The organism is Salinispora fenicalii (genome assembly GCF_000514815.1).
Classification (GTDB): Bacteria; Actinomycetota; Actinomycetes; order Mycobacteriales; family Micromonosporaceae; genus Micromonospora; species Micromonospora fenicalii.
On the sequence record NZ_KI911474.1, the window covers coordinates 137,888 to 158,975 of the forward strand.

Annotated in this window: 22 protein-coding genes; 17 read left to right on the forward strand and 5 right to left on the reverse strand. The window is 69.7% G+C overall.

The features are described from left to right. Positions 1 to 720: a prepilin peptidase gene (locus B116_RS0123810; RefSeq protein WP_027661544.1), complete on the reverse strand. Its 720-nt coding sequence runs from the start codon at positions 718 to 720 to the stop codon at positions 1 to 3. 204 nt (positions 721 to 924) lie between these two features. On the opposite strand from B116_RS0123810, the gene B116_RS0123815 reads away from it, so the two are divergent. Continuing rightward, positions 925 to 1,314, forward strand: coding sequence for a DUF485 domain-containing protein (locus B116_RS0123815; RefSeq protein WP_027661545.1), 390 nt, complete (start codon positions 925 to 927; stop codon positions 1,312 to 1,314). 2 nt (positions 1,315 to 1,316) lie between these two features. Beyond that, positions 1,317 to 2,954 (forward strand): sodium/solute symporter, encoded by a 1,638-nt coding sequence (locus B116_RS0123820; protein ID WP_027661546.1) that lies wholly within the window; start codon positions 1,317 to 1,319, stop codon positions 2,952 to 2,954. A gap of 46 nt (positions 2,955 to 3,000) precedes the next feature. On the opposite strand, the gene B116_RS0123825 is transcribed toward B116_RS0123820, so the two are convergent. After that, positions 3,001 to 3,846, reverse strand: coding sequence for a hypothetical protein (locus tag B116_RS0123825; RefSeq protein WP_027661547.1), 846 nt, complete (start codon positions 3,844 to 3,846; stop codon positions 3,001 to 3,003). Further along, on the reverse strand, positions 3,839 to 4,339 hold the full coding sequence (locus B116_RS0123830; RefSeq protein WP_027661548.1) for a SigE family RNA polymerase sigma factor: 501 nt from the start codon (positions 4,337 to 4,339) through the stop codon (positions 3,839 to 3,841). The genes B116_RS0123825 and B116_RS0123830 overlap by 8 nt, the downstream gene beginning before the upstream one ends. Before the next feature lie 121 nt (positions 4,340 to 4,460). Between B116_RS0123830 and B116_RS0123835 the strand changes: the two genes are divergently transcribed. From B116_RS0123835 to B116_RS0123850, 4 genes are all read left to right on the forward strand, one after another. Further along, positions 4,461 to 5,225, forward strand: coding sequence for an ABC transporter ATP-binding protein (locus B116_RS0123835; protein WP_027661549.1), 765 nt, complete (start codon positions 4,461 to 4,463; stop codon positions 5,223 to 5,225). Next, positions 5,210 to 6,865, forward strand: a complete 1,656-nt coding sequence (locus B116_RS0123840; protein ID WP_027661550.1) for a hypothetical protein — start codon at positions 5,210 to 5,212, stop codon at positions 6,863 to 6,865. Before B116_RS0123835 ends, B116_RS0123840 begins: the two co-directional genes overlap by 16 nt. A 96-nt stretch (positions 6,866 to 6,961) precedes the next feature. Continuing rightward, positions 6,962 to 7,552: an RNA polymerase sigma factor gene (locus B116_RS0123845; RefSeq protein ID WP_027661551.1), complete on the forward strand. Its 591-nt coding sequence runs from the start codon at positions 6,962 to 6,964 to the stop codon at positions 7,550 to 7,552. Continuing rightward, on the forward strand, positions 7,545 to 8,795 hold the full coding sequence (locus B116_RS0123850; protein ID WP_027661552.1) for a hypothetical protein: 1,251 nt from the start codon (positions 7,545 to 7,547) through the stop codon (positions 8,793 to 8,795). Before B116_RS0123845 ends, B116_RS0123850 begins: the two co-directional genes overlap by 8 nt. A 103-nt stretch (positions 8,796 to 8,898) precedes the next feature. On the opposite strand, the gene B116_RS0123855 is transcribed toward B116_RS0123850, so the two are convergent. Next, entirely contained in the window at positions 8,899 to 9,087 is a 189-nt protein-coding gene (locus B116_RS0123855) for a DUF397 domain-containing protein (RefSeq protein WP_027661553.1), read from the reverse strand. Beyond that, positions 9,084 to 9,872, reverse strand: coding sequence for a helix-turn-helix domain-containing protein (locus B116_RS0123860; RefSeq protein ID WP_027661554.1), 789 nt, complete (start codon positions 9,870 to 9,872; stop codon positions 9,084 to 9,086). The genes B116_RS0123855 and B116_RS0123860 overlap by 4 nt, the downstream gene beginning before the upstream one ends. 536 nt (positions 9,873 to 10,408) lie before the next feature. Between B116_RS0123860 and B116_RS0123865 the strand changes: the two genes are divergently transcribed. The 11 genes from B116_RS0123865 to B116_RS0123915 all read left to right on the forward strand — a co-directional run bounded on the left by B116_RS0123865 (position 10,409) and on the right by B116_RS0123915 (position 21,056). Further along, positions 10,409 to 11,116, forward strand: coding sequence for a flavin reductase family protein (locus B116_RS0123865; protein ID WP_027661555.1), 708 nt, complete (start codon positions 10,409 to 10,411; stop codon positions 11,114 to 11,116). 134 nt (positions 11,117 to 11,250) lie between these two features. Continuing rightward, entirely contained in the window at positions 11,251 to 11,619 is a 369-nt protein-coding gene (locus tag B116_RS0123870) for a DUF485 domain-containing protein (RefSeq protein ID WP_018722645.1), read from the forward strand. Continuing rightward, positions 11,597 to 13,270 carry a solute symporter family protein gene (locus B116_RS0123875; protein WP_027661556.1) on the forward strand — a complete coding sequence of 558 codons (1,674 nt, stop codon included), beginning with the start codon at positions 11,597 to 11,599 and terminating at the stop codon, positions 13,268 to 13,270. The genes B116_RS0123870 and B116_RS0123875 overlap by 23 nt, the downstream gene beginning before the upstream one ends. A 147-nt stretch (positions 13,271 to 13,417) precedes the next feature. Next, positions 13,418 to 14,395, forward strand: a complete 978-nt coding sequence (locus tag B116_RS0123880) for an NAD-dependent epimerase/dehydratase family protein (RefSeq protein ID WP_027661557.1) — start codon at positions 13,418 to 13,420, stop codon at positions 14,393 to 14,395. Positions 14,396 to 14,465: 70 nt separating this feature from the next. Next, complete coding sequence (locus B116_RS0123885) at positions 14,466 to 15,704, forward strand: LCP family protein (protein WP_082312884.1); 1,239 nt, start codon at positions 14,466 to 14,468, stop codon at positions 15,702 to 15,704. Positions 15,705 to 15,828: 124 nt separating this feature from the next. Further along, positions 15,829 to 16,905 (forward strand): LCP family glycopolymer transferase, encoded by a 1,077-nt coding sequence (locus tag B116_RS0123890; RefSeq protein WP_033665428.1) that lies wholly within the window; start codon positions 15,829 to 15,831, stop codon positions 16,903 to 16,905. A gap of 48 nt (positions 16,906 to 16,953) precedes the next feature. Further along, entirely contained in the window at positions 16,954 to 17,289 is a 336-nt protein-coding gene (locus B116_RS0123895; protein WP_027661558.1) for a rhodanese-like domain-containing protein, read from the forward strand. A 9-nt stretch (positions 17,290 to 17,298) separates the two neighbouring features. Next, positions 17,299 to 18,090 carry a glycerophosphodiester phosphodiesterase gene (locus B116_RS0123900; protein ID WP_018722638.1) on the forward strand — a complete coding sequence of 264 codons (792 nt, stop codon included), beginning with the start codon at positions 17,299 to 17,301 and terminating at the stop codon, positions 18,088 to 18,090. 53 nt (positions 18,091 to 18,143) lie between these two features. Continuing rightward, positions 18,144 to 19,604 carry a PAS domain-containing sensor histidine kinase gene (locus tag B116_RS0123905; RefSeq protein ID WP_027661559.1) on the forward strand — a complete coding sequence of 487 codons (1,461 nt, stop codon included), beginning with the start codon at positions 18,144 to 18,146 and terminating at the stop codon, positions 19,602 to 19,604. Between the two features lie 62 nt (positions 19,605 to 19,666). Then, positions 19,667 to 20,110, forward strand: a complete 444-nt coding sequence (locus tag B116_RS0123910) for an ATP-binding protein (RefSeq protein WP_018722636.1) — start codon at positions 19,667 to 19,669, stop codon at positions 20,108 to 20,110. Between the two features lie 61 nt (positions 20,111 to 20,171). Beyond that, the gene (locus B116_RS0123915; RefSeq protein WP_027661560.1) at positions 20,172 to 21,056 is read left to right on the forward strand and encodes a DUF5926 family protein; all 885 of its coding nucleotides are present in this window, start codon (positions 20,172 to 20,174) and stop codon (positions 21,054 to 21,056) included. The last annotated feature ends 32 nt before the right edge of the window (positions 21,057 to 21,088 follow it).

Consider the following 21,088-nt stretch of genomic DNA (forward strand, 5'->3'; position numbering starts at 1 on the left):
CTAGAGCACCACGGCGGTGATCGCCGACCCGAGCATCGCCGGCCCGTACGGGATGGGGGTCCGCGGGCCGGCACGACCGGTCACCAGCAGGACGATGACCAGCGGAAGGTTGACCAGCGGAGCGAGCAGGACGCCAGTGACCACGGTCGGCCACCCCAGCCAGCCGAGGTAGAGCCCGAGCGCCGCACCGAGCTTCACATCGCCGAAGCCGAGTTGGGACCGGGGCAGTAGCGTGAGCGTCAGGTAGCCGACCCCGCAGAGGGCGGCGGCGAGCAGGGCCCGGCCCAGTGCCGGGAACGCCGGGTCGGCCACCGCGGCGAGCAGCAGCAGAGCCAGCCCGCCACCGACGGCGGCCCCTATCAACGGGTCGGGCAGCCGCAGCACCCGCAGGTCGACCACGGCCAGCGGCACCGCGAGGGCAGCGAGCAGCAGAAACGCCGGCAGCGCCCCGGTGGCTCCGACCCCGGCCGCGACAATGCCGGTGGCCGCGGCGGTGAGGGGCACGGTGACCGCCCACCCCGGAGTCAGCGGGCGACGACAGTCCGGGCATCGCCGGGGTGCCCGCCACCAGGGTGGCCGCGCGCCGGCGCAGTCCGGGCAGGTGCTCCGCCAGGCCGGCCGGGGCCGACCGGTCGGCCAGTCAACCGCGTATCGGTCGATCAGCCCGGGCAGCAGCAGTCCCCAACCAGCACCGGCGGCGGCAACGAGGGGGAGCAGCATGGCCGGAGCGTAGCGTCCGCCCGCCCCGCCCCGGCGTCCTCGCCCGCGCCGGTCCACACCTCCCACCGCAGGTCAGAGCAGGCGTGGGTCACTGTTATCCACAGCAAGGAGCAGTTGTCCACAAGTTATCCACAGGGTGGGTGTGGTGCTCCACAGGCAGCAGGCAGCGCTTGACTTTCCCCGGAATCGAGCGAGACTGCCGGAGTGGTGGCCGCCGATGACCGCGCTTCCGCGCGGACCCGCATCGTGCTGGCTGATGTGGTCCGTCGCGATTCCGGTCGTGAGCACCCCCGCACCGAGCTCGCCGAGCAGACCCGGGTCGGCGAGGCTCTGGTCCGCGGCCTGGTCCGGGCCCAGCTCTCCCTGGCGTTGCGGCTCTGGCTGGTGGTGGCCGTCGGGCTCGGCGGTCTGCCGTGGCTGTTCGCCATCGCGCCATCGGTCAGCCGGGTCACCGTGCTCGGGGTGCACCTGCCCTGGGTGCTGCTCGGAGTGCTCTCCTTCCCGTTCCTGGTTGTGGTCGGCTGGGCATACGTGCGCCTGGCCGAACGCAACGAGCAGGACTTCACCGACCTGATCCAGCGGCCGAAGCGCTGAGTGTGGGCAACGGCTACGTCGTTCCGGCGATCGTCGCGGTCACCCTGATCACCGTCGGCATTGGCTTCTATGGGCTGCGCCTCGCCCGCACCACCTCGGACTTTCTGGTGGCGTCCCGGGCGGTCAGCCCGACCTGGAACGCTGCCGCGATCGGCGGGGAGTACCTGTCGGCCGCGAGCTTCCTTGGCGTCGCCGGCCTGATCCTCAAGCACGGCGTGGACGTGCTCTGGTACCCGGTCGGCTTCGCCGCCGGGTACCTGGGGCTGCTTCTCTTCGTCGCCGCGCCGCTGCGCCGTTCCGGGGCGTTCACCCTGCCCGACTTCTGCGAGCTACGGCTGGGCTCCCGGCGGCTGCGCACCCTCGCCACCGCCTTCGTGATCTTCATTGGTTGGCTCTACCTCGTCCCCCAACTGCAGGGCGCCGGGCTGACCATGGCCACATTGACCGGCTCGCCCTACCCGCTGGGAGCCCTCCTGGTCGCAGCGGTGGTCACCGCGAACGTGGCGCTCGGCGGCATGCGCGCGATCACCTTCGTCCAGGCGTTCCAGTACTGGCTCAAGCTGACCGCTCTCGCCGTACCAGCGATCTTCCTGGTATTGCAGTGGCAGGCCGACGGCCGCCCCGCGGTGACCCCACCAGAGGGTCCAACCTTCCGTACCGCGACCACCGTCGTGGTCGAACATCCCGCCACCCTCACCCTGCCCGACGGCCAGCAGCGGCAGGTACGCCCTGGTGACGAACTGACCTTCGCCGCCGGAGAGCCAGTGCCCCAGGTGGCCGGGGCCGCCGCCGACCCGGCCGACTGGTTGCTGCCCAGCACCGAAGCCGACGAGCAGGGCCTGTTCACCACCTACTCGCTGATCCTCGCCACCTTCCTCGGCACCATGGGCCTACCGCACGTACTGGCGCGCTTCTACACCAATCCGGACGGCGCCGCCGCCCGGCGCACCACCCTGGTGGTACTGGCCCTGGTCGGCGCCTTCTACCTGCTGCCGACCGTCTACGGAGCACTCGGCCGGATCTACACCCCGCACCTGCTGCTCACCGGGGAGACCGACGCAGTGGTGCTGCTCCTACCCGGTGCGGCCCTGGGTACGGAAACCACCGGCCGGTTCCTCGCCGCACTGGTCGCCGCCGGCGCGTTCGCGGCGTTCCTCTCCACCTCCTCCGGCCTGCTCACCAGCGTTGCCGGAGTGATCTCCACAGACGTCCTGGGCCGCGGCTCGGTACGCGGGTTCCGACTCGCCACGGTGCTCGCCGGCAGCGTGCCCACGGTGTTCGCGCTCAACGTCTCCGGGCTGGACGTGTCCCAGGTGGTGGGGCTGGCGTTCGCGGTGGCCGCGTCGAGCTTCTGCCCACTGCTGGTGCTGGGCATCTGGTGGCGGGGGTTGACCTCCCGCGGCGCCGCCGTCGGGGTGCTCGTTGGTGGGGGTTCCGCGGGCGGGGCGGTACTGGTGACCGTGCTCGGCCCTCCGCTGACCGGGTGGCCGGCCACCCTCCTCGCGCAGCCGGCCGCCTGGACGGTCCCGCTCGCCTTCGCCGTCATGGTGGCGGTATCGACAGCCACCCGCCGCCGCGTACCGACCGATGTCAGCGCCACGATGCTCCGCCTGCACACCCCCGAAGCCCTGCGACCGTAGCGCCAGGGCCCTCCTCTGCGGAAGGGCCCTGGGCTGGAAACTCATCTCAACAGGCGTCCGTACCAGCGCAGAGCCGTGCGGCTGCGCGCTCCGCAATTCGCTGGTCCTCGGCCGGATCAACGCCTTTGAGCCACACCTGGGCCACCAGTTCGCCCTGTCGCACGAAGAGCCAACGGAACGACAGGTCACCGGCCCGACCAACCAACAACGACTCGTCACCCGCAAGGCCGGAGGCGAAGACCTCCATCCCCTTGCTGTCCGGGTTCAGGGGAATACAGCCGGCCACCTCCCGCCGAACGTTTCCCATCGTGGTCTTCGCAGCTTCCTCCGAATGCCGCTCCACCCGCTCGATTACCGTGCTCTCGGTCCCCTTGGAGAATGCAGCTCCCCGGAACGCCTTCTCTCCTGGCCAGCTCTGTCCGACTTCCTCGCAGGCATAGCTGCTCCCCGCACGGAATGACCAGTCGCCGCCCAGATCGTCGCCTGCCGCCCGGAACCCGGTCGGGAGATCCGCGGTACGGAGCATGGCCGCGGCCGGAACATCCGATGACGGCGGGCTGAGGGTCGGTTGATCGGTGGTCTCCGGCGACTCGCTCGGCGGGACCGTGGTCGGCGAGGATGACGGGGTGGGTGACACCGTCGGCGTCGGGATGCCGGTGGGGCTTGGCGAAGGGCTGTTCGTCGCGGGTAGCGACGGCGGTACGGGGTCTGGGCCCTCGGCTAGGGCCACAGCACCGGTGGCGACGACGGCGACGGTGACCGCGCTCGCCAAGCCGAGGACGAGGCGGGTATGCCGGGTCCGCCGCCGGGCACGCGCAAGCACCTGGTCGGCCGGGTCCCAGTTCAGGGTTTCGGTGTCGTCGTACAACTCGGTGAAAAGTGGATCAGGCATGAGTGACCTCCTCCGGAAATGAGGTGTCAAGTAGGGCAGCGAGGGCTTTCCGCCCACGGGTTAGGCGAGCCTTGACAGTGCCCGTCGGCGCACCCGTCTGGACCGCGATGTCAGCAACGGACAGATCCACCAGGTGGTGCAGGACGATCGCCTCCCGCTGCTCGGTTGGTAACTGCCGCAGCGCGGCGACCAGCGCTACGGTGTTCTCTGATGGCGGTCCGCTGGCTGCGCCGACACCATGCCGGCGGTAGGCGGAGATACCATTACGGATCTTTCGCCAGCGGTTCACCAACCGCCGGTGCCCGACAGTCCGCACCCACGCCTCTGGGTCGTCGTACGTGCTGATCTTTGACCAACGCTGCCAGGCCCGCACGTACGCCTCCTGCGTAGCGTCCTGCGCCTCAGCCAGGTCGCCACCGAGTGCGTAAAGCACCGTGACAACCCGATGTCGCGTGCTGCGGTAGAACTCCGCAAAGCTATCTTCCGCATTCACTGCGCTCCGCCTCCCTCGACTTCTCCGGTATCACCCGCGACGAAGTAGGACGGTTGCAGGACACCTGAAAGTCTTCTCAACGTGAGCGGGCTAGCTGGTCCTGGCCGACTACGGTCTACGCATGACAGCAGAGCACCCCGCCCTCACGCTGCGCGGTCTGGTGAAGCGCTTCGACACGAAGATGGCGGTGGCCGGCGTCGACCTGACCGTGCCAGCCGGCTCGTTCTACGGGCTCCTCGGGCCCAACGGCGCCGGCAAGACGACCACGCTATCGATGGCCGTGGGGCTGCTCCGGCCAGATGCCGGCGGCGCCTGGGTGCTCGGCCACGACGTCTGGGCCGACCCGGTACGGGCGAAGCAACTCCTCGGCGTGATGCCCGACGGCTTACGCCTCTTCGACCGGCTCAGGGGCGCGGAGTTGCTCGCGTACCACGGCCTGCTGCGCGGCATGAACCCGGCGGTGGTCAACCAGCGCGCAGCGGAGCTGCTGGACGTGCTCGCGCTCGCCGACGCCGGGCGGACCCTCGTGGTCGACTACTCGGCCGGGATGAAGAAGAAGATCGGCCTGGCCTGTGCGCTGCTGCACGGACCCCGGCTGCTCGTGCTGGACGAGCCGTTCGAGGCGGTCGACCCGGTGTCGGCGGCACTGATCCGAGACATCCTCCGACGGTACGTCGCCGGCGGTGGCACGGTTGTCTTCTCCAGTCACGTGATGGAGGTCGTGGAGCGGCTCTGCTCGCACGTGGCGATCCTCGCCGACGGCGCCATCAAGCGGGTCGGCACGCTGGACGAGGTCCGCGGAGAGCGCCCACTGGAGGAGGTCTTCGTGACGGTCGTGGGCGGACGCACCGCGACCGGTGAGGAACTGGCGTGGCTGTCGCGGTGACCGACGTGGGGGCGGGGCGGCGGGTCTCGGCCCGGCACTTCGTCCGGCTCAAGCTGCGGGTGATGGGCAACAGCTTTCGGGGCCAGGGCTGGCGGATCGGCTCCTTCGTACTCGGCGCGGTCGGTGGGTTCTGGCTCGCCACGGTTGGCTTCTCCCTCTTCGCCATCCCGGGCCTCGCCGGCGACGACGAGTACGCGATGCTGCTGGCGGCCTTGGGTGGCGGGCTGGTGGTGCTGGGCTGGCTCCTACTGCCGCTGATCTTCTTCGGGGTCGACGAGACGCTGGACCCGGCCCGCTTCGCGCTGCTTCCGCTGCCCCGCCGAACGCTGGTCACCGGTCTCTTCGCGGCGGCGCTGGTCAGCGTGCCGGCGGTCGCCGTGCTGCTGGCCTCCACCGGTTTGATCCTCACCGCGGGCATCTTCGGCGGATGGACGGCCGCCCTCACGCAGGCCGTCGGGGTGCTGGCCGGCCTGCTGCTCTGCGTCGCCGCTGCCCGCGCCGTCACCAGCGCCTTCGCCACGATGCTGCGTTCTCGTCGGGTCCGGGACCTGGCCGCGGTCCTCCTGGCTGGGGCCGCCGCCCTGATCGCGCCGGTGCAGCTGGCCGCCGCCGCCGCGCTGCAGGACGCGGACTGGGACCGGCTCGCCGCGGTAGCGACCGTGGTCGGCTGGACACCGTTCGGCGCGCCGTGGACGATCGGCATCGAGGTCGCGCAGGGGCGGCTCTGGGCCGCACCGGTGAAGCTGCTGATCACCGCACTGACCGTGGTGGCGCTGTTGGCCTGGTGGTCTCGCTCGCTGGAGTCGGCGATGGTCGGCGTTACGGGCACCGGCGGGGCAGCGGCCCGGCCGAAGGTGACGGGCACCGCTGTCACGCAGCTCTTTCCCCGACTGCTCGGCTGGCTCCCCCGGGGCCGTTTCGGCGCGCTGGTGGCGCGGGAGGCACGCTACTGGTGGCGAGACGCCCGCCGGCGGGCGCACCTGATCACGCTGGCCGTGGTCGGTCTTTTCGTCCCGGCCCTGTTCAACCTTGGCGGCGGCTCCCCGGAAACCCCGTCCCCGGTCCTGGTCAGCCTCACCATGCTCTTCGTCGGGGTGCTCGCCGCCGCCACTCTGGCCAATCAGTTCGGCTTTGACGGCAGCGCGTACGCAGCGCACGTGGTCGTCGGGGTGCCGGGCGCGGTGGAGCTGCGGGCCCGAATGGCGGCATTCTCGCTCTACCTGTTGCCGCTGGTTCTGGTCATCTCCGGGGTACTCGCCCTGCTGCTGGGTCGACCGTGGTGGATCGGTTTGACGGCGGGGAGTCTTCTCGCCACCTTCGGTGCCGGGCTCGCGGCCAACACCCTGCTGTCGGTGCTCGGGGCGTACTCCTTGCCGGAGACGAGCAACCCGTTCGCGATGAACAGCGGCGCCGGAGTGGCCCGCGGCTTCCTGGGCATTCTGTCCATGCTCGCCACGGCGGCCGCGGTGACCCCGATGGTGGTGGCCGCCGCGCTACTCGGCGACGTCTGGCTCTGGCTGGCCCTGCCGGTCGGTGCAGCGTACGGGCTCGGGGCGGCACTGCTCGGTGCCTACTTGGCCGGCGACGTGCTGGACCGACGCCAGCCCGAACTACTTGCGGCCATCGCGCCTCGCCGCTGAGAACCCAATTCGATCTAGCCGCAACCATCGGTTGGGGCAACGAGTCTGCTAGGTAGAGCCGCGCGATCAGCGGCAAGCCAGCAGGGAGGCACCAACGTGATGGTAAGGACGCACGGCCCCGAGGACATCCGGGAGGAACCACCACCAACGCCAACGGCCACGGCCACGGCCACGGGGGACACGAAAGACGTGGCGGGCGTGGTGGACAGTTTCGAAGAGTTCTACGCCGCCACGTTCCAACCGTTGATGCTCCAGCTGTACGCATACACAGCCGACATCGACCAAGCCCGCGACGCAGTCCAAGAGGCATTCAGCCGAGCCTGGCCCCGCTGGAACAATCTAGCCCACTACGACCACCCAGCAGCCTGGATCCGCACCGTCGCCATGAACGTCGCCCGCAGCCGCTGGCGCCGACTACGCGCCGCCCGCGCACACGCCCGATTCCGCCGCGACGACACCACCGACGGACCAACCCCAGACCGGGTAGCCCTAGCCCGCGCACTCGCCACCCTGCCCGAAAAACAACGACGAGCAATCATCCTCTTCCACATCGCCGACCTCAGCATCACCGAAATCGCCGAACAACAAGGAGTCGCCCCCGGCACCATCAAATCCTGGCTACATCGAGGCCGCGCCGCACTCGCCACCGCACTCTCCGACACGGAGACGGAGGAAACCAATGCCTGAAAACGACAACACCCCAAACCTGGACCACATCTTCACCGCATACACCTCCGGCGGACCACTGGCAGCCCCAGCCGGCCCCGCCGCCGCCCAACACATCGCCCGCCGCCGCCGCACCACCCGCATCATCACCGCCGGCGTCCTAGCCGTAGCACTACTCGCAGCAACCCCAGCAGTCGCATCCACCTGGACCAACCAAGAACCACCCGCACTACCAGCAGACACCCCGACTCCGACCACTCCCGCTCCGTCGCTCTCCCCCACTCCGTCCGCCTCCCCTACCCCCTCGACGACGCCCAGCACGCCGCCGCCGAACGGCCAGATCGGGAAGACGGAGCTCGGTAACGCCACGCTCGAGCTCCCCGCCTGGCCCGAATACCTGAAGGAACACTGCCCAGCAGGACGGGTGAAGTTCTCCGACGGCACCGCCCAACTCGCGCCCAACTCGGAACTCCGGATCAAACTCACCGAGGTAGTCCACGCTGATTTCGATCAGGACGGAGCGAAGGAGACGGCCGCGCTGATCAACTGCAGCGGGATTGAAATGGGCGAGGCGCGGGTCCTCGCCTTTGACCGGGACGCATCGGACAACATCGTGACGATGGGTCTGGTGACCGGGCAGACCGGCGACATCGCCTGGATTAGGGGGATCCGCGCGAAGGGCACCGCTGTCGAGGCAGAGGTCGTGGACGCGGCCGGCGAAGGAGTCGTGGAGGGGTTCGCGCAGTCGCAGTGGCGGACCTACTCCTGGTCCGGCAAGGGCTTCGTCCAGTCGGGCGGGCCAAGCATGTTCCCGCCGAACCCGCGAGTCACCGACCTCTCCATCAGCGGGGATGACGTGCAGCTCGTACCGGACGGCACGGACACGGCGTCGGGCACGCTGCGCCTGACCGTCAGCAACCAGGGGCCGCAACGGGCCACCGACCCCTATCTGACGGTGGATCTGCCGGGTGAGATCACCATCACCTCGCTACCCGCGAAGTGCGAGACGTCGAAAACCCTGAGCGGTACGCGCTACCGATGCTGGCTGCCGGCACTGGCGGTGAATGCCGACTCCGTTGTTGACCTTCCGTTGTCCGCGCCGAAATCCGTTTTCGATGGCGCGCAGCCCGGTCGGTGGGAAGCCAAAATCGTCTGGGGCTACACCGGAACAGATACCGGAGACGGCAAGGGCTGGCCCTACCCCGAGCCCGACGGCGCCGAGGACGACAACTCAGCGAACGGGAACGTCCTGCCTGCCCCCTGATCAGCGCACGAAGCCGCCCAGCGACTGCCACGTCGGTCGCTGGGCGGCCGCCCCGTTCTCCGGCCGTCGCCAAGCCGGAAGCAGCCGGGTGGGCGACGGCCGGTCAGTGGAGGCGGGTAGCGGCGACGAACGTGCGCCAGGACTCGGGACCGAACGTCAGCGTGGGGCCGAGCCGGTCCTTGCTATCCCGCACCAACACCACCCCGACCAGATTGTCCGCCACCTCGACACAGTTTCCCCCGGTATCCCCAGAGCGGGTTGACGTGCGCCAGCACGGTTTAACAGCAGTCATGACGTCACCTTCAGCTTTCGAATCATGTCTAGCGAAGTGCTTGTGGACAACGCCTCGCCCAGCACGCTATCCCACTTGCGGTTAATGAAGCGGACCGTCTCAGGGTCATTGACCACGTGCCCACGGGCAGCGTTTTCCAGATAGATCGCTTGTTCGCCGTCGGCCAGCTCGACCAACACGAAGCCCCCGGATAGGCCGACGTGCTCGCCGACGCTGAGTGGCACTACATGCAGCCGGAGTTGCGGTAACTCGGCTACCTCCAGCAGCCGGTCAAGCTGCACGTCAAGGACGGCCCGGCCACCGACCGGTCGACGAACTGCCGTCTCGTCCAACAGGAAGACCATCTGCGACAATGGGGGATCCCGGTACAGCAGTCGCTGGCGCTCCATGCGGATAGCGACCAGCTCATCCACTGCGGCAGCTTGCTGTAGCCCGCCAGCCGAGATTACCGCGCGGGCATACTCCTCGGTCTGAAGCAGGCCCGGCACCAGACACGGTTCAAAGGCCCGCAACCGGGTCGACTGCTGCTCGTAGCCCCGCCACGCCACAAACCAGGAGGGGCCTCGCTCCTGGTCAGCCTCCTTGAGTAGCTCGGCGAGGAGGCCACCAGTGTCTAAGACGTCATCTGCGGCGACCGCCAACTCCATGGTCGGGCGGCGTCGACCGGTCTCGATGGCGGCGATAAGAGACGGGCTCCACTTGATCATTGCTGCCAGGCCCTCTTGAGAAACGTTGGCAGCGGCACGGGCTGCCTTCAGTGCCCGGATCCACATCTCGAACTTCATCGCCCACCTACCAGGTAAGTACGTGACCGCGTTCTGTAGTAAGCACTGGCATCCTCCCCCGCCCCGGCCACCGAGTCCAGGGTGGAAGCTGCGCGGCCCGGCTGGTGGAGGCGACGACCCGGTGGCCGGTCCTGCGTCGGGTCGCCCCGGTCACTTCCGGTCGGGGCGGCCCGCTAACTGGAGGAGACGGCGATGCTCAGACTGTTCCGACGAAACGGCGCGCTGCAGTGGTACCGGCGCAGGAGAAGGCCGGCGGCGCACAGCCCACAGGGGGCGCCGGCCGTGGGGCGGGCGCCGGCCCCGCCGCAGCAGCCACCAGCTTGGGCCAGCTGGCCGACGGTGGCGTCACCCCAACCGGGCCGAGTTGGTTGGCTGACCCCGGCGCAGACCTGGCGGGCCAATGGTGGCCGCTGGTGAGCGGAGCGCGACCACCAGCAGGCCGGCCAGCGGTGCCACACCTACCGATGCGTCCGCTCTGGCGGTGCCGGGCGTGTGGCGCCCCCTGGCCCTGCCAGCCAGCTCGGCTCGCGTTGTTGGTGGAGTACCGGCACGATCGGCCGGCGCTCCTCGTGTACCTGGGAACGTTGTTCGCGGAGGCGGCGGCGCAGCTGGCGCCGCTTGACCGGAATGAGCTCTCGGACGGGCTGCGGGAACGCTTCGTCGGCTGGGCGCGGGGCGGGGACGGCAGAATGTTCCACGTGAATCATGAGCCGGGCGCTGACATCCACCACACCGATCCGTTCGCCGTTCCCGCCGGCCAGCGGTCCCCCGTACGCCGGTTGCGCGGTCGACTGGCGACGCCGGTGACGCTCTGGACGGCGCCCGGACCGGCGGGGCTGACGGTGTCGTCAACGCTGGTGGCGGAGGGTGAGCCGGACCGCCTCCTCGGCTTGATCGATCCGGAGTCGGAGCTGTGGGCGGCGGCCGAGGCGGCTGGTCGCTTCGCGGTGGCGCCACTCGGCCCGGCGCACCGGCAGCTGGCCGACCGGTTCGCCGGGCTCTTCCCGTCGCCCGGCGGCCTCTTCGCCACTGACGACTGGACCGACACCGAGTACGGCCCGGTGCCGGCGGATGCCGGCGGCTGGACCGGGTGCCGGCTCGACACCGCCCGGGAGTACGGCTGGGCACTGCTGGTGGAGGCCACGATCGTCGCCGTCGAGCTGGTCGAGGAGGCGGAGCCGCTGCTGCACTACCGGGGCCGGTATCGCGAAATCACCGGCGGCAGTCGCCGGTCACCGGAGTGAGCCGGGTCACTCGGCGCAGCCATCGTGCCGTTCGGCGCAGCTGACGACCGGCGACGATCGCCGCCTTCCGGGTTGGTAGCGGATTCCCTACCGTGCGTGAAACCCCGGATACCTGTGAAGGTGGTGAGCCACGGATGTCCACGGATACACCCGCGTCCGCCCCGGCCGACTCGGCGGCGGAGCGCTATCTGGCCGTGCAACGGTCGGCCGAGTTCGCCGCGTTGCGCTGCGCGCTGCGCGGCTTCGTCTTCCCGATGGCCGTCGCGTTCTTCCTCTGGTACGCGCTCTACGTGGTCCTTTCCGCGTATGCGCGGGACTTCATGGGCACAAAGATCGTCGGCAACATCAACGTGGCGCTGGTCTTCGGTCTACTCCAGTTCGCCTCCACCTTCCTGATCGCCTGGCTCTACTCCCGGTACGCCGCCCGCCGGATCGATCCGGTGGCGGACCGAATCCGCGCGGAGATCGGGGAGGTGAACCATGACCACGGTCCTCGCGGCTGAGGCGGGTGACAGCACCGCCCGGAACCTGACTCTCACCCTCTTCCTCGTCTTCGTGGCGGTGACGCTGGCGATCACGGTGTGGGCCAGCCGGCAGACCAAGACCGCCACCGACTTCTACGCGGGCGGCCGCTCCTTCTCCGGCTTCCAGAACGGCATGGCGATCGGCGGTGACTACATGTCGGCGGCGTCGTTCCTCGGCATCGCCGGCCTGATCGCCCTCTACGGCTACGACGGCTTCCTCTACTCGATCGGATTCCTGGTCGCCTGGCTGGTGGCGCTGCTGCTCGTCGCCGAGTTGCTGCGCAACTCCGGCCGCTACACGATGGCCGACGTGCTCGCCTTCCGGATGCGGCAGCGTCCGGTGCGGACGGCCGCCGCGGCCTCCACCATCACGGTCTCGATCTTCTATCTGCTCGCGCAGATGGTAGGCGCGGGGGCGCTGGTCGCGCTGCTGCTCGGCATCAAGCCGGGTACAACCTTCCTCGGCCTGGACGCGGACGCCGCCAAGATCGCCACAATCATCATGGTCGGTGCGCTGATGGTCACCTACGTGACAGTGGGTGGCATGAAGGGCACCACCTATGTGCAGATCGTCAAGGCGTTCCTGCTGATGGGTGGCGCCGTCGTGATGACACTGCTGGTGTTGGCGAAGTACAAGTTCAATCTCTCCGGCCTGCTCGGTGACGCGGCGGACGCTTCCGGCAAGGGCGCCGCTTTCCTCGAACCGGGGCTCCGGTACGGCGTCGAGACACCCGGCGATGCCCTGAAAACCTTCTACAGCAAGCTGGATCTGCTCTCCCTCGGCGTCGCGCTGGTGCTCGGCACAGCCGGCCTGCCACACATCCTCATCCGCTTCTACACCGTGCCGACGGCGAAGGCCGCCCGGAAGAGCGTCCTCTGGGCGATCGGCATCATCGGCACCTTCTACCTGCTCACGCTCGCCCTCGGCTTCGGTGCGGCGGCGCTGGTGGGAAGCGAGGCGATCACCGCGCAGGATCGGGCCGGAAACACCGCCGCACCGCAGCTCGCCGAGGCGTTGGGGGTGGACTTCCTGGGCGGAGAACTGGGTGGGGCGACCCTGCTGGCGGTCATCGCGGCGGTTGCCTTCGCGACGATCCTGGCGGTCGTCGCCGGCCTGACCCTGGCCTCCTCGTCCAGCCTGGCGCACGACTTCTACGCCAACGTGGTCAAGAACGGCACCGCGTCCGAACGGCAGGAGGTGGCCGTGGCGCGGATCTCCGCCCTGGTGATCGGCGCGATCTCGATCGTTCTCTCCATCTTCGCGCAGAACCTGAACGTCGCCTTCCTGGTCGCTCTCGCCTTCGCGGTGGCCGCGTCGGGCAACCTGCCGGCGATCCTCTACAGCCTCTTCTGGCGGCGCTTCAACACCAACGGTGCGGTCTGGGCCATCTACGGCGGCCTCTTCGCCGCGGTCTTCCTGGTCTTCTTCTCCCCGGTCGTCTCCGGTTCGCCGACCGCGATGTTCCCCGACCAGGACTGGCAGTGGTTCCCCCTGTCCAACCCGGGCCTGCTCTCCATCCCGTTCGGCTTCCTCTGCGGCTGGTTCGGAACGGTGATCTCCAAGGAGCACGACGACCAACGCTACGCCGAGCTTGAGGTCCGTTCCCTCACCGGCGCGGGCGCGCACTGACGGTTCCGGGTTGGCCGGGCCGGCGACCTTCTGGACAGGTCAGGTGCGGGGCGGCGACCCCCGGACGGGTCAGGGGCGGGGCGGCGACACCCCGCCCCTGACCTTGCGCGCCGGGCGGCGAAACGATCGCTCGGTAGGGTGGCCGCCATGAAGGTTGTGCAACGCTTCGGCCCCGGTCACCGCATCCTCGTCACCGGTGGGGCGGGCTTCGTGCCCTCCCATCTGGTTGACGCCCTCCTCGCCCGTGGCTGCACGGTCGTGGCGGTGGACAATTTCGTCACCGGATCCAAGGAGAACGTCGCCCACCTGGCGGAGACGTCAACCTTCACGCTCGTCGAGGCGGATATCTCCGACGGGCTTCCCAAGCACCACCCCGCGCTCGCCGAGCGGTTTGACGCCATTCTGCACATGGCATCGCCGGCCAGCCCCACCGACTTCGAGAAGCTGCCGGTGGAGATTCTCCGGGTCGGCTCGGTCGCCACCCTGCACCTGCTGGACCGGGCGGTCGCCGATGGTGCCCGGTTCCTGCTGGCCTCCACCTCCGAGGCGTACGGGGACCCGTTGGAGCACCCCCAGCGGGAGACGTACTGGGGCAACGTCAACCCGATCGGGATCCGGAGCGTCTACGACGAGTCGAAGCGGTTCGCCGAGGCGGCGACGATGGCGTACCACCGGAGCCGGGGAGCCGACGTCGCCATCGTCCGAATCTTCAACACCTACGGCCCCCGGATGCGGCCGGACGACGGTCGGGCCATCCCGACGTTCATCGCCCAGTCCCTGCGCGGCGAGCCGATCACCGTCCACGGCACCGGGGATCAGACCCGCTCCATCTGCTACGTCGATGATCTGGTGCGGGGCATCCTGTTGCTGCTGGACTCGACCGAGACCGGGCCGGTCAACTGCGGGACCGAGCACGAGATGAGCATGCGTCAGCTGGCTGAGTCGATCGTGTCGCTCTGCGAAAGCAGCTCTGAGGTGACCTATGTCACCCGTGCCGCGGATGATCCGAAGATGCGTCGACCGGATCTCACCCGCGCCCGGGAACTCCTCGACTTCGAGCCCGAAGTTACGCCCAAGGAGGGCCTGCGCCGCACGATTGCGTACTTCCGCGAGCGGCTCGGGTAGCCGCCCACGCCAATTCGTCGCCGAATCGGGGTGCCATCGGCTGACAGCTTCCCGACGTACCCTGACTCGCATGTCAGCGACCACCGCCGCCGCATACCCGCTCCTGCGCCTGAGCCACCGCACCGGACGGGCGCGGGTGGCCGGCTCCGCCACCACCGGACGTGCCCGCCCCGCGCCGACAGACTGGCACCCCGCGCCTACCGGACCGACCGGTGGCGGGCCCGTCGGCCCCGGGGGTCCGGGCGGTCCCGGTGGTCCGGGCGGTCCCGGTGGCCGCCCCGGTCCGGGCCGACCAGGGCGGCGTGGCCCACGCCCTCGCTGGGGCCGGATCGCGCTGGTGGCCGGTGTCGCCGTACTGGTGTTCGCCCTGCTCGCCGCGACCGGGGCCTGGGTCTACGCCCGTGGCCTCGACAATGACCTCGCCCGGACCAATCCGTTCCCGCCGGGGGAAACCAACGACCGACCGGTCAAGACGGTTGATGGCGCGCTGAACATCCTCCTGGTCGGCACGGACTCACGGGATCCGGACGCACCGATGGACCAACGCGGCGAGTGGCGCGCCGACACGATCATCGTGATGCACATTCCCAGCAACCACCAGGAGGCATACCTGGTGTCGATCCCCCGTGACCTGTACGTGCCGGTCCCGGAGAGCGCGAGCGCCGACTGCGACTCGGGGCAGCGGAGGAAGATCAACGCCGCTTTCGCGTTCGGCGGCCTCCCGTTGGCGGTCCGTACCGTGGAGTGCTTCACCGATGTCCGCCTCGACCATGTCATGGCGATCGACTTCGGCGGGTTCGAAGAAGTGACGGACGCGCTCGACGGTGTCGACCTCACCGTGGAGAAGACGATCACCTCGATCCACAAGCCCTACCGGACCTTCACCGAGGGCGTCAACCACATGAACGGCGCCGAGGCGCTGGACTGGGTCCGGCAGCGCAAGCAGTTCGCCCGGGGCGACTTCGACCGGATGCGGCACCAGCAGGAGTTCCTGCGCGCGCTGATGAACAAGGCGGCCAGCACCGGAACGCTCACCAACCCGGTTAAGATGAACGACTTCCTCAAGGCCGTGACCGCCGCGGTCACCGTTGACGAGGACTTCTCCCTCATCGACTTGGCCTTCCAGTTCCGCAGTCTTCGTGGGGAGAACCTGACCTTCGTGACTAGCCCACACAACGGCAGCCAGACCATCAACGGCGCATCGGTCGTGATCTCCGACCGGGAGCAGGCGCTCGCGATGTACCAGGCCATCTCCGCGGACAGCATGGCCGACTGGGTTGCGGCGAACGAGAGCGACGCCGGCAGCTGATCCCACGCTGGCCAGCGCCGCCGGCGTCGACCTGGCGGGCCGCGGGTGGCCCGCCAGGTCGATGCTGACCAGGTCGGGATCCGGCGAACGGACCCGCCGAGGGCCCGCCGGACCGTAGCCTGAGGTGAGGATTACTCACAGACGGTGGCGGGGAGGAACCACGTCCAGGTCGAAGGGTGGACGGGAGCGGGCCGACGCGGGCGTCCGGCGCGGACGACCACGTTGGGCCCGCCTCCTACTCGGCGTCGGCCTCGCGTTGGTAATCCTGTCCGGCCTCGCCGCGGTCGGCCTCTACCGGCTCACCCAGCGATACGACCAGACAGTGGCCCGGGAAGAACTGCTCGATCCGGGCGCCCGACAGCGCCGCACAGACCTGAACGGTCCGCTGAACTATCTGCTTGTCGGCACCGACCGCTGGCGGAGCAGCAGCGCCACCGCCGACCGACGATCGGACACCATCCTGATCGTGCACCTGCCGGCCGGCAGACGTGAGGCGTTCCTGATATCCGTACCCCGAGACCTGCGGGTCACCATTCCCGCCGGCCCCGGCTTCAGCGGCGGAGAAGACAAGATCAACGCCGCGTACCAACACGGTGGCGGCGGAGAGTCCGGCACCCAACTACTATCCGCTACCGTAGCTCAACTCACCGGCATCCGCTTCGACGGCGCCGCCAAGATCGACTTTTCCGGCTTCCGCGACGTCATCGACCACCTCGGCGGCGTACACATGTGCGTCGACACCGAATTCCGCTCGATCCACACCGACCGGGTCTTCACCCCCGGCTGCCAGGACATGGACGGCGGCACCGCGCTGGACTTCGCCCGCCAGCGTTACGACCTACCCAACGGCGACTACGACCGGCAGACCCACCAGCAGCAGCTACTCCGGGCGGTACTGCAACGCGCCTCCGACACGTCAGTCCGCAACAACCCGGTCCGCCTGGACCAGGTGCTCCGAGCGGTCGGCAACTCGCTGACGGTCGACACCAACGGCGTACCCCTGGCGGATCTCGTCTTTGCGCTGCGGGAACTGCCCGCGGACGCCCTACGCGGAATCCGGATGCCGTCCTACCCACAGACCATCGGCCAGGTCTCCTACGTCATCTTGCAAGAAGGCGGCGGTGGGCTCTTCACCGCCGTCCAGAACCAGCGGGTGCCGCAGTGGGCCCAGGCCAACCCCCGGTGGGTCACCCAGCTCTGACCAACCGGCAACACCCAACTGGCGGGCCCGGCACCTAAGCTGGAGGCCGTGTTCGGACCCCGCGTACCCACCGTGACAGTGACCGAGATCAACGACGATGCTTACCTGCTCGATGTCCGGGAGGACGACGAGTGGCTCGCCGGTCACGCACCCGGTGCCCACCACCTGCCGATGACCCAGCTTCCCTCCCGGCTGGCCGAAGTGCCGGACAACCGGGAGGTGGCCGTCATCTGCCGATCTGGCGGACGCTCCGCGCAGGTCGTCACCTACCTCCTGCGCAACGGCTGGGAGCAGGTACGCAACGTCGAAGGCGGGATGGGCGAGTGGGCTGCCACCGGACGGCCGGTGGTCGGCGGCAACGGACAGCCGGGCCGGATCCTGTAGCCGCACGTCATGGGCCACCCCCTGGTCTTCGCCCACCGCGGCTCGTCGTACGACCTACCGGAACACACGCTGGCCGCGTACCTACGCGCCCTCGATGAGGGCGCCGACGGAGTGGAGTGCGATGTTCGGTTGACCCGCGACGGTCACCTCGTCTGCGTACACGACCGTCGCCTGGACCGCACCAGCAACGGGCACGGCCCGGTCAGCACGCGAACGCTCGCCGAGTTGGAACGGCTCGACTTCGGGTCCTGGCACCCAGGTCCCGCGTTGGCCGACGGCGACGAGGTGCTGGACGAGTCGTACCTGCGGCTACTCACCCTGGACCGACTCCTGGAAGCGGTCGGCGCCGCCGGCCGGCCGGTCCGGCTGCTGATCGAGACCAAACACCCGTCCCGGTACGGGCGACACGTCGAGCGCCGGCTGGTCACCCTGCTCGACCGGCACGGGCTGACCGCGCCGAGGCCCGACCACCCGATCCAGGTCACCGTCATGTCGTTTTCGCTGCTGGCGGTGCGGCGACTCCGTGCGCTGGCCCCCGCGCTGCCCACCGTGCTGCTGTTGGACAAGTTGCCGCGCGGGTTACGGCTGAGCCGGTTGCCGTTCGGCATCCAGATCGCCGGACCCGGCCTCGCGCTGGTGCGTTCCCACCCCACCCTGGTCCCCGCCCTGCGAGCAGCCGGCAACCAGGTGTACGTCTGGACGGTCAACAAGCCCGGTGACCTGGAGCTGGTACTGGACACCGGGGTGGACGGCATCATCACCGATCGACCGGCCCCCACGCTCACCCGGCTCCACAGCTGAGCATGGGACCAACGGGCCTGTCCCGGATCCGGCCGGCGGGGCACACTCGGGACATGCCGAGACGCACGGACTTCTCTGCTCTGATCAACGGCCACACCGAGGTGATCGAGATGATCAACTCCGGCGAGGCCGGCGTGCCGGCACTCAACCAGCTACTCCGGGTGGCCCAGCAGGCGCTGGGTGCCGCCGGGATGGCCTTCGTCGAGTTCGCCCCCACCGGCGGACGGGTGATCGCCGCCACCGGCACCGTCGAATGGGCCCTCGGCCAGTTCCTGCCGGCAGACGACCCAGACGCCGTCTGCTTGCTCTCCGGACCCCGAGTCCACCAACTCGACACCGGCCGCCTCACCGGCCGGCTCGGTACGAAACTCGCCGAGTCGGCCAGGTCCCAGATGGTGGTGTCCCGCGCCGAGATCGACGGGCACACCATGGGCAGCCTGCACGCCCTCTACCCCGCCGACGAGGACCGGCCGTGCCCGGACCACCAGTGCGTCATCGCCTACGTCGCCTCCTGCATCGCCCACCTCTACGGCGACCAGTGCGGCCTACCGGTGCACGTGGACGGACCGATCGTGGCTGCGCTCGCCGACGGCCTGGCCGTGGTGGACCGCGAGGCCCGCGTCCGACTCTGGAATCCCGCCGCCGCCCAGATCACCGGCCACACAGTCACCGACGTAGTCAGCCAACCGGTGCCGTTCCCCCTCCCCACGCCGGGGCAGGCTCTCGACCACCGGCTGCCGGACGGTCGCTGGCTGCGGGTCACCTCGGGAGAGCTACCGGGGCCAGGAACACTGCGCGTGGTCACCTTCCGCGACATCACCGACCAGCAGCAGAGCATCACCGACCACGACCTCTTCGTCGCGGTGACCAGCCACGAGCTGCGCACACCGGTCACCGTCATCAAGGGGTACGCGGACACCCTCACCGATCACTGGGAGGCGCTGAGCGACGCCGACCGGCAGCTAGCCGCCCAGAAGATCGGACAGCGCGCCAACGAGCTGGCCCGCCTCGTTGACCGACTCCTCTCCTCCTCCACCGCCGAGGCGGGCTCCGGCGGAGCACCGCCCGCCCCGTACGACCTGGGCGACGCCCTGCGGGCAGCGGTGACCGACCTCCCCGCCGAGCTGCGGCGCCGAATCACCCTCACCGCGCCGGTCGGCCTGCCCCGGGCGCTCGGTCACCGGGCCAGTCTGGCGACGGTCCTGACCGAGCTGTGTACGAACGCCGGCAAGTACTCGCCCCCCGCCAGCCCGATCCGGATCACCGCCGGTACCGACGGACAGACCGTCTCCATCCGCGTCACCGACCAGGGCATCGGCATCCGCCCAGAGCACGTGGAGCGCGCGTTCGACCAGTACTGGCAGGGCGATTCCGACGACCGCCATCGCTTTCCCGGAGCCGGGCTCGGCCTCTTCCTCGTCCGCCGAATCGTGGAACAACAAAATGGACAGGTATCCCTCCGACCGAAAGCCGGTGGCGGTACGGTCGCAGAGGTACGGCTGCCCCGTGGATGACCAAGGGTGGCAGGGTGTGAAGGGCGACGGTGTTGACGGAGAGTCCCGAACAGACGTGGTGTGTGGCGGTACCCCACGACGGGGTGGGAGCCCGGCAGGCGCGGCACTGGCTCGCTGACGAACTGGGTGCCGCCGTACCGCCAGCGCTGCTCGCGGATCTCGTGGCGGTCCTCGCGGAGCTGGTGGGAAATGCCGTACGGCACGCCGACCCACTGCCGGGCGGGGTGATCCGGGTGGGTTGGCAGCTCTGCTCCACCCCGACGGGGCCGCGGATCCGGTTGCAGGTGACTGACGGTGGAGCCCCCGTCGAACCGCGGATTCGGGCAATCGAGCCCGACGCACCGGATGGCCGTGGCCTGCACATCGTCGCCACGTTGGCCAGCCGCTGGGGCGTTTACCGGGATGGCCTCGGCCAGAGCGTCTGGGCTGAGTTCGAGCCGGCCGGTCAGCAGGCCGACCAGGTCGTCACCGATGCTGTCGGGGAACCGGGTTTGGTGGTCGCCTGACCGGCGGGGCCGGGTGGGTCCGACCCCCGCCAGCCCACGCGTCCCTCTAGGCTGTCCGACCGTGAGCAAGCGTCGAAAGAGTCAGCAGGCCGCGGAGTCCACCGGAAAGCGGAAGAAGGTTCGGGATGTCTTCGTGCCCCGCCCCTTCGAGGACCTGACCGACGAGCCGGAGTGGATCGCCCTACGCGAGCTCGTGCCGGCCGCCACCGCGCCGCTGCGCCTCGCCCCCGACCTGGTGACCGAGTTCGGCGAGCGGGAGGTCCTGCTGGCCACCGTCCTGCCGGTGGCGGCACCGGCGATGGTGCAGCAGACCGGCCGGGTTCTGCTCGGCCTTCAGCGGCATCAGCAGTCCGGCGACGTCTCCCGGGACCTGGCCGAGGCGTTGCTCTGCGCACTGCGGACCGAGCCCGGCCGCCAGGTCAGCGTCCCGCCGCTGCCCGGCCCCGGGCCCCGACTGCCAGACGTGCTGGTCGATACTCCACTGGAGATCACCCTGCACGATAGCTTCCAGTTCTGGCTCGAACCGGGCGCGGCCGACAATCCGACCGTGCAGGCGTCGCTGGAGCGGGCCGACGCCGCGATCTACCCGACCGTGCGGCTCACCGCGGCCCGCGCCGCCTACTGGTGCCAGGTCCCGGGGAAGGCACACGTCCGGTGGGTGCTCCCCGACGACGAGGACGCCGCCCTGGACGCGCTGGCCCGCCTCAGCTCGGCCGGCACGTTGACCCTGGGCGAGGGGACGAAGTTCGCCGGAATGTTCCGCGCGCACGGCCGCCTCGTGCCGGTCTGGGACCTTCCGGAGGAGACCCCGGCTGGCCACTGGGAGCAGCCGGTGGCGGAGTTCGCCGAGCGCTACGCCGCAGCCCTGACAACCGCCGCCCCCCTGGACGCGGCGGCCCGGCGGGCGCGGCCCGGGCTCCTCGGCCGCCAGCTCACCCTCCGCTGAGTCCGCGCGGCTGGCGGAGCCGGGATCGGCGC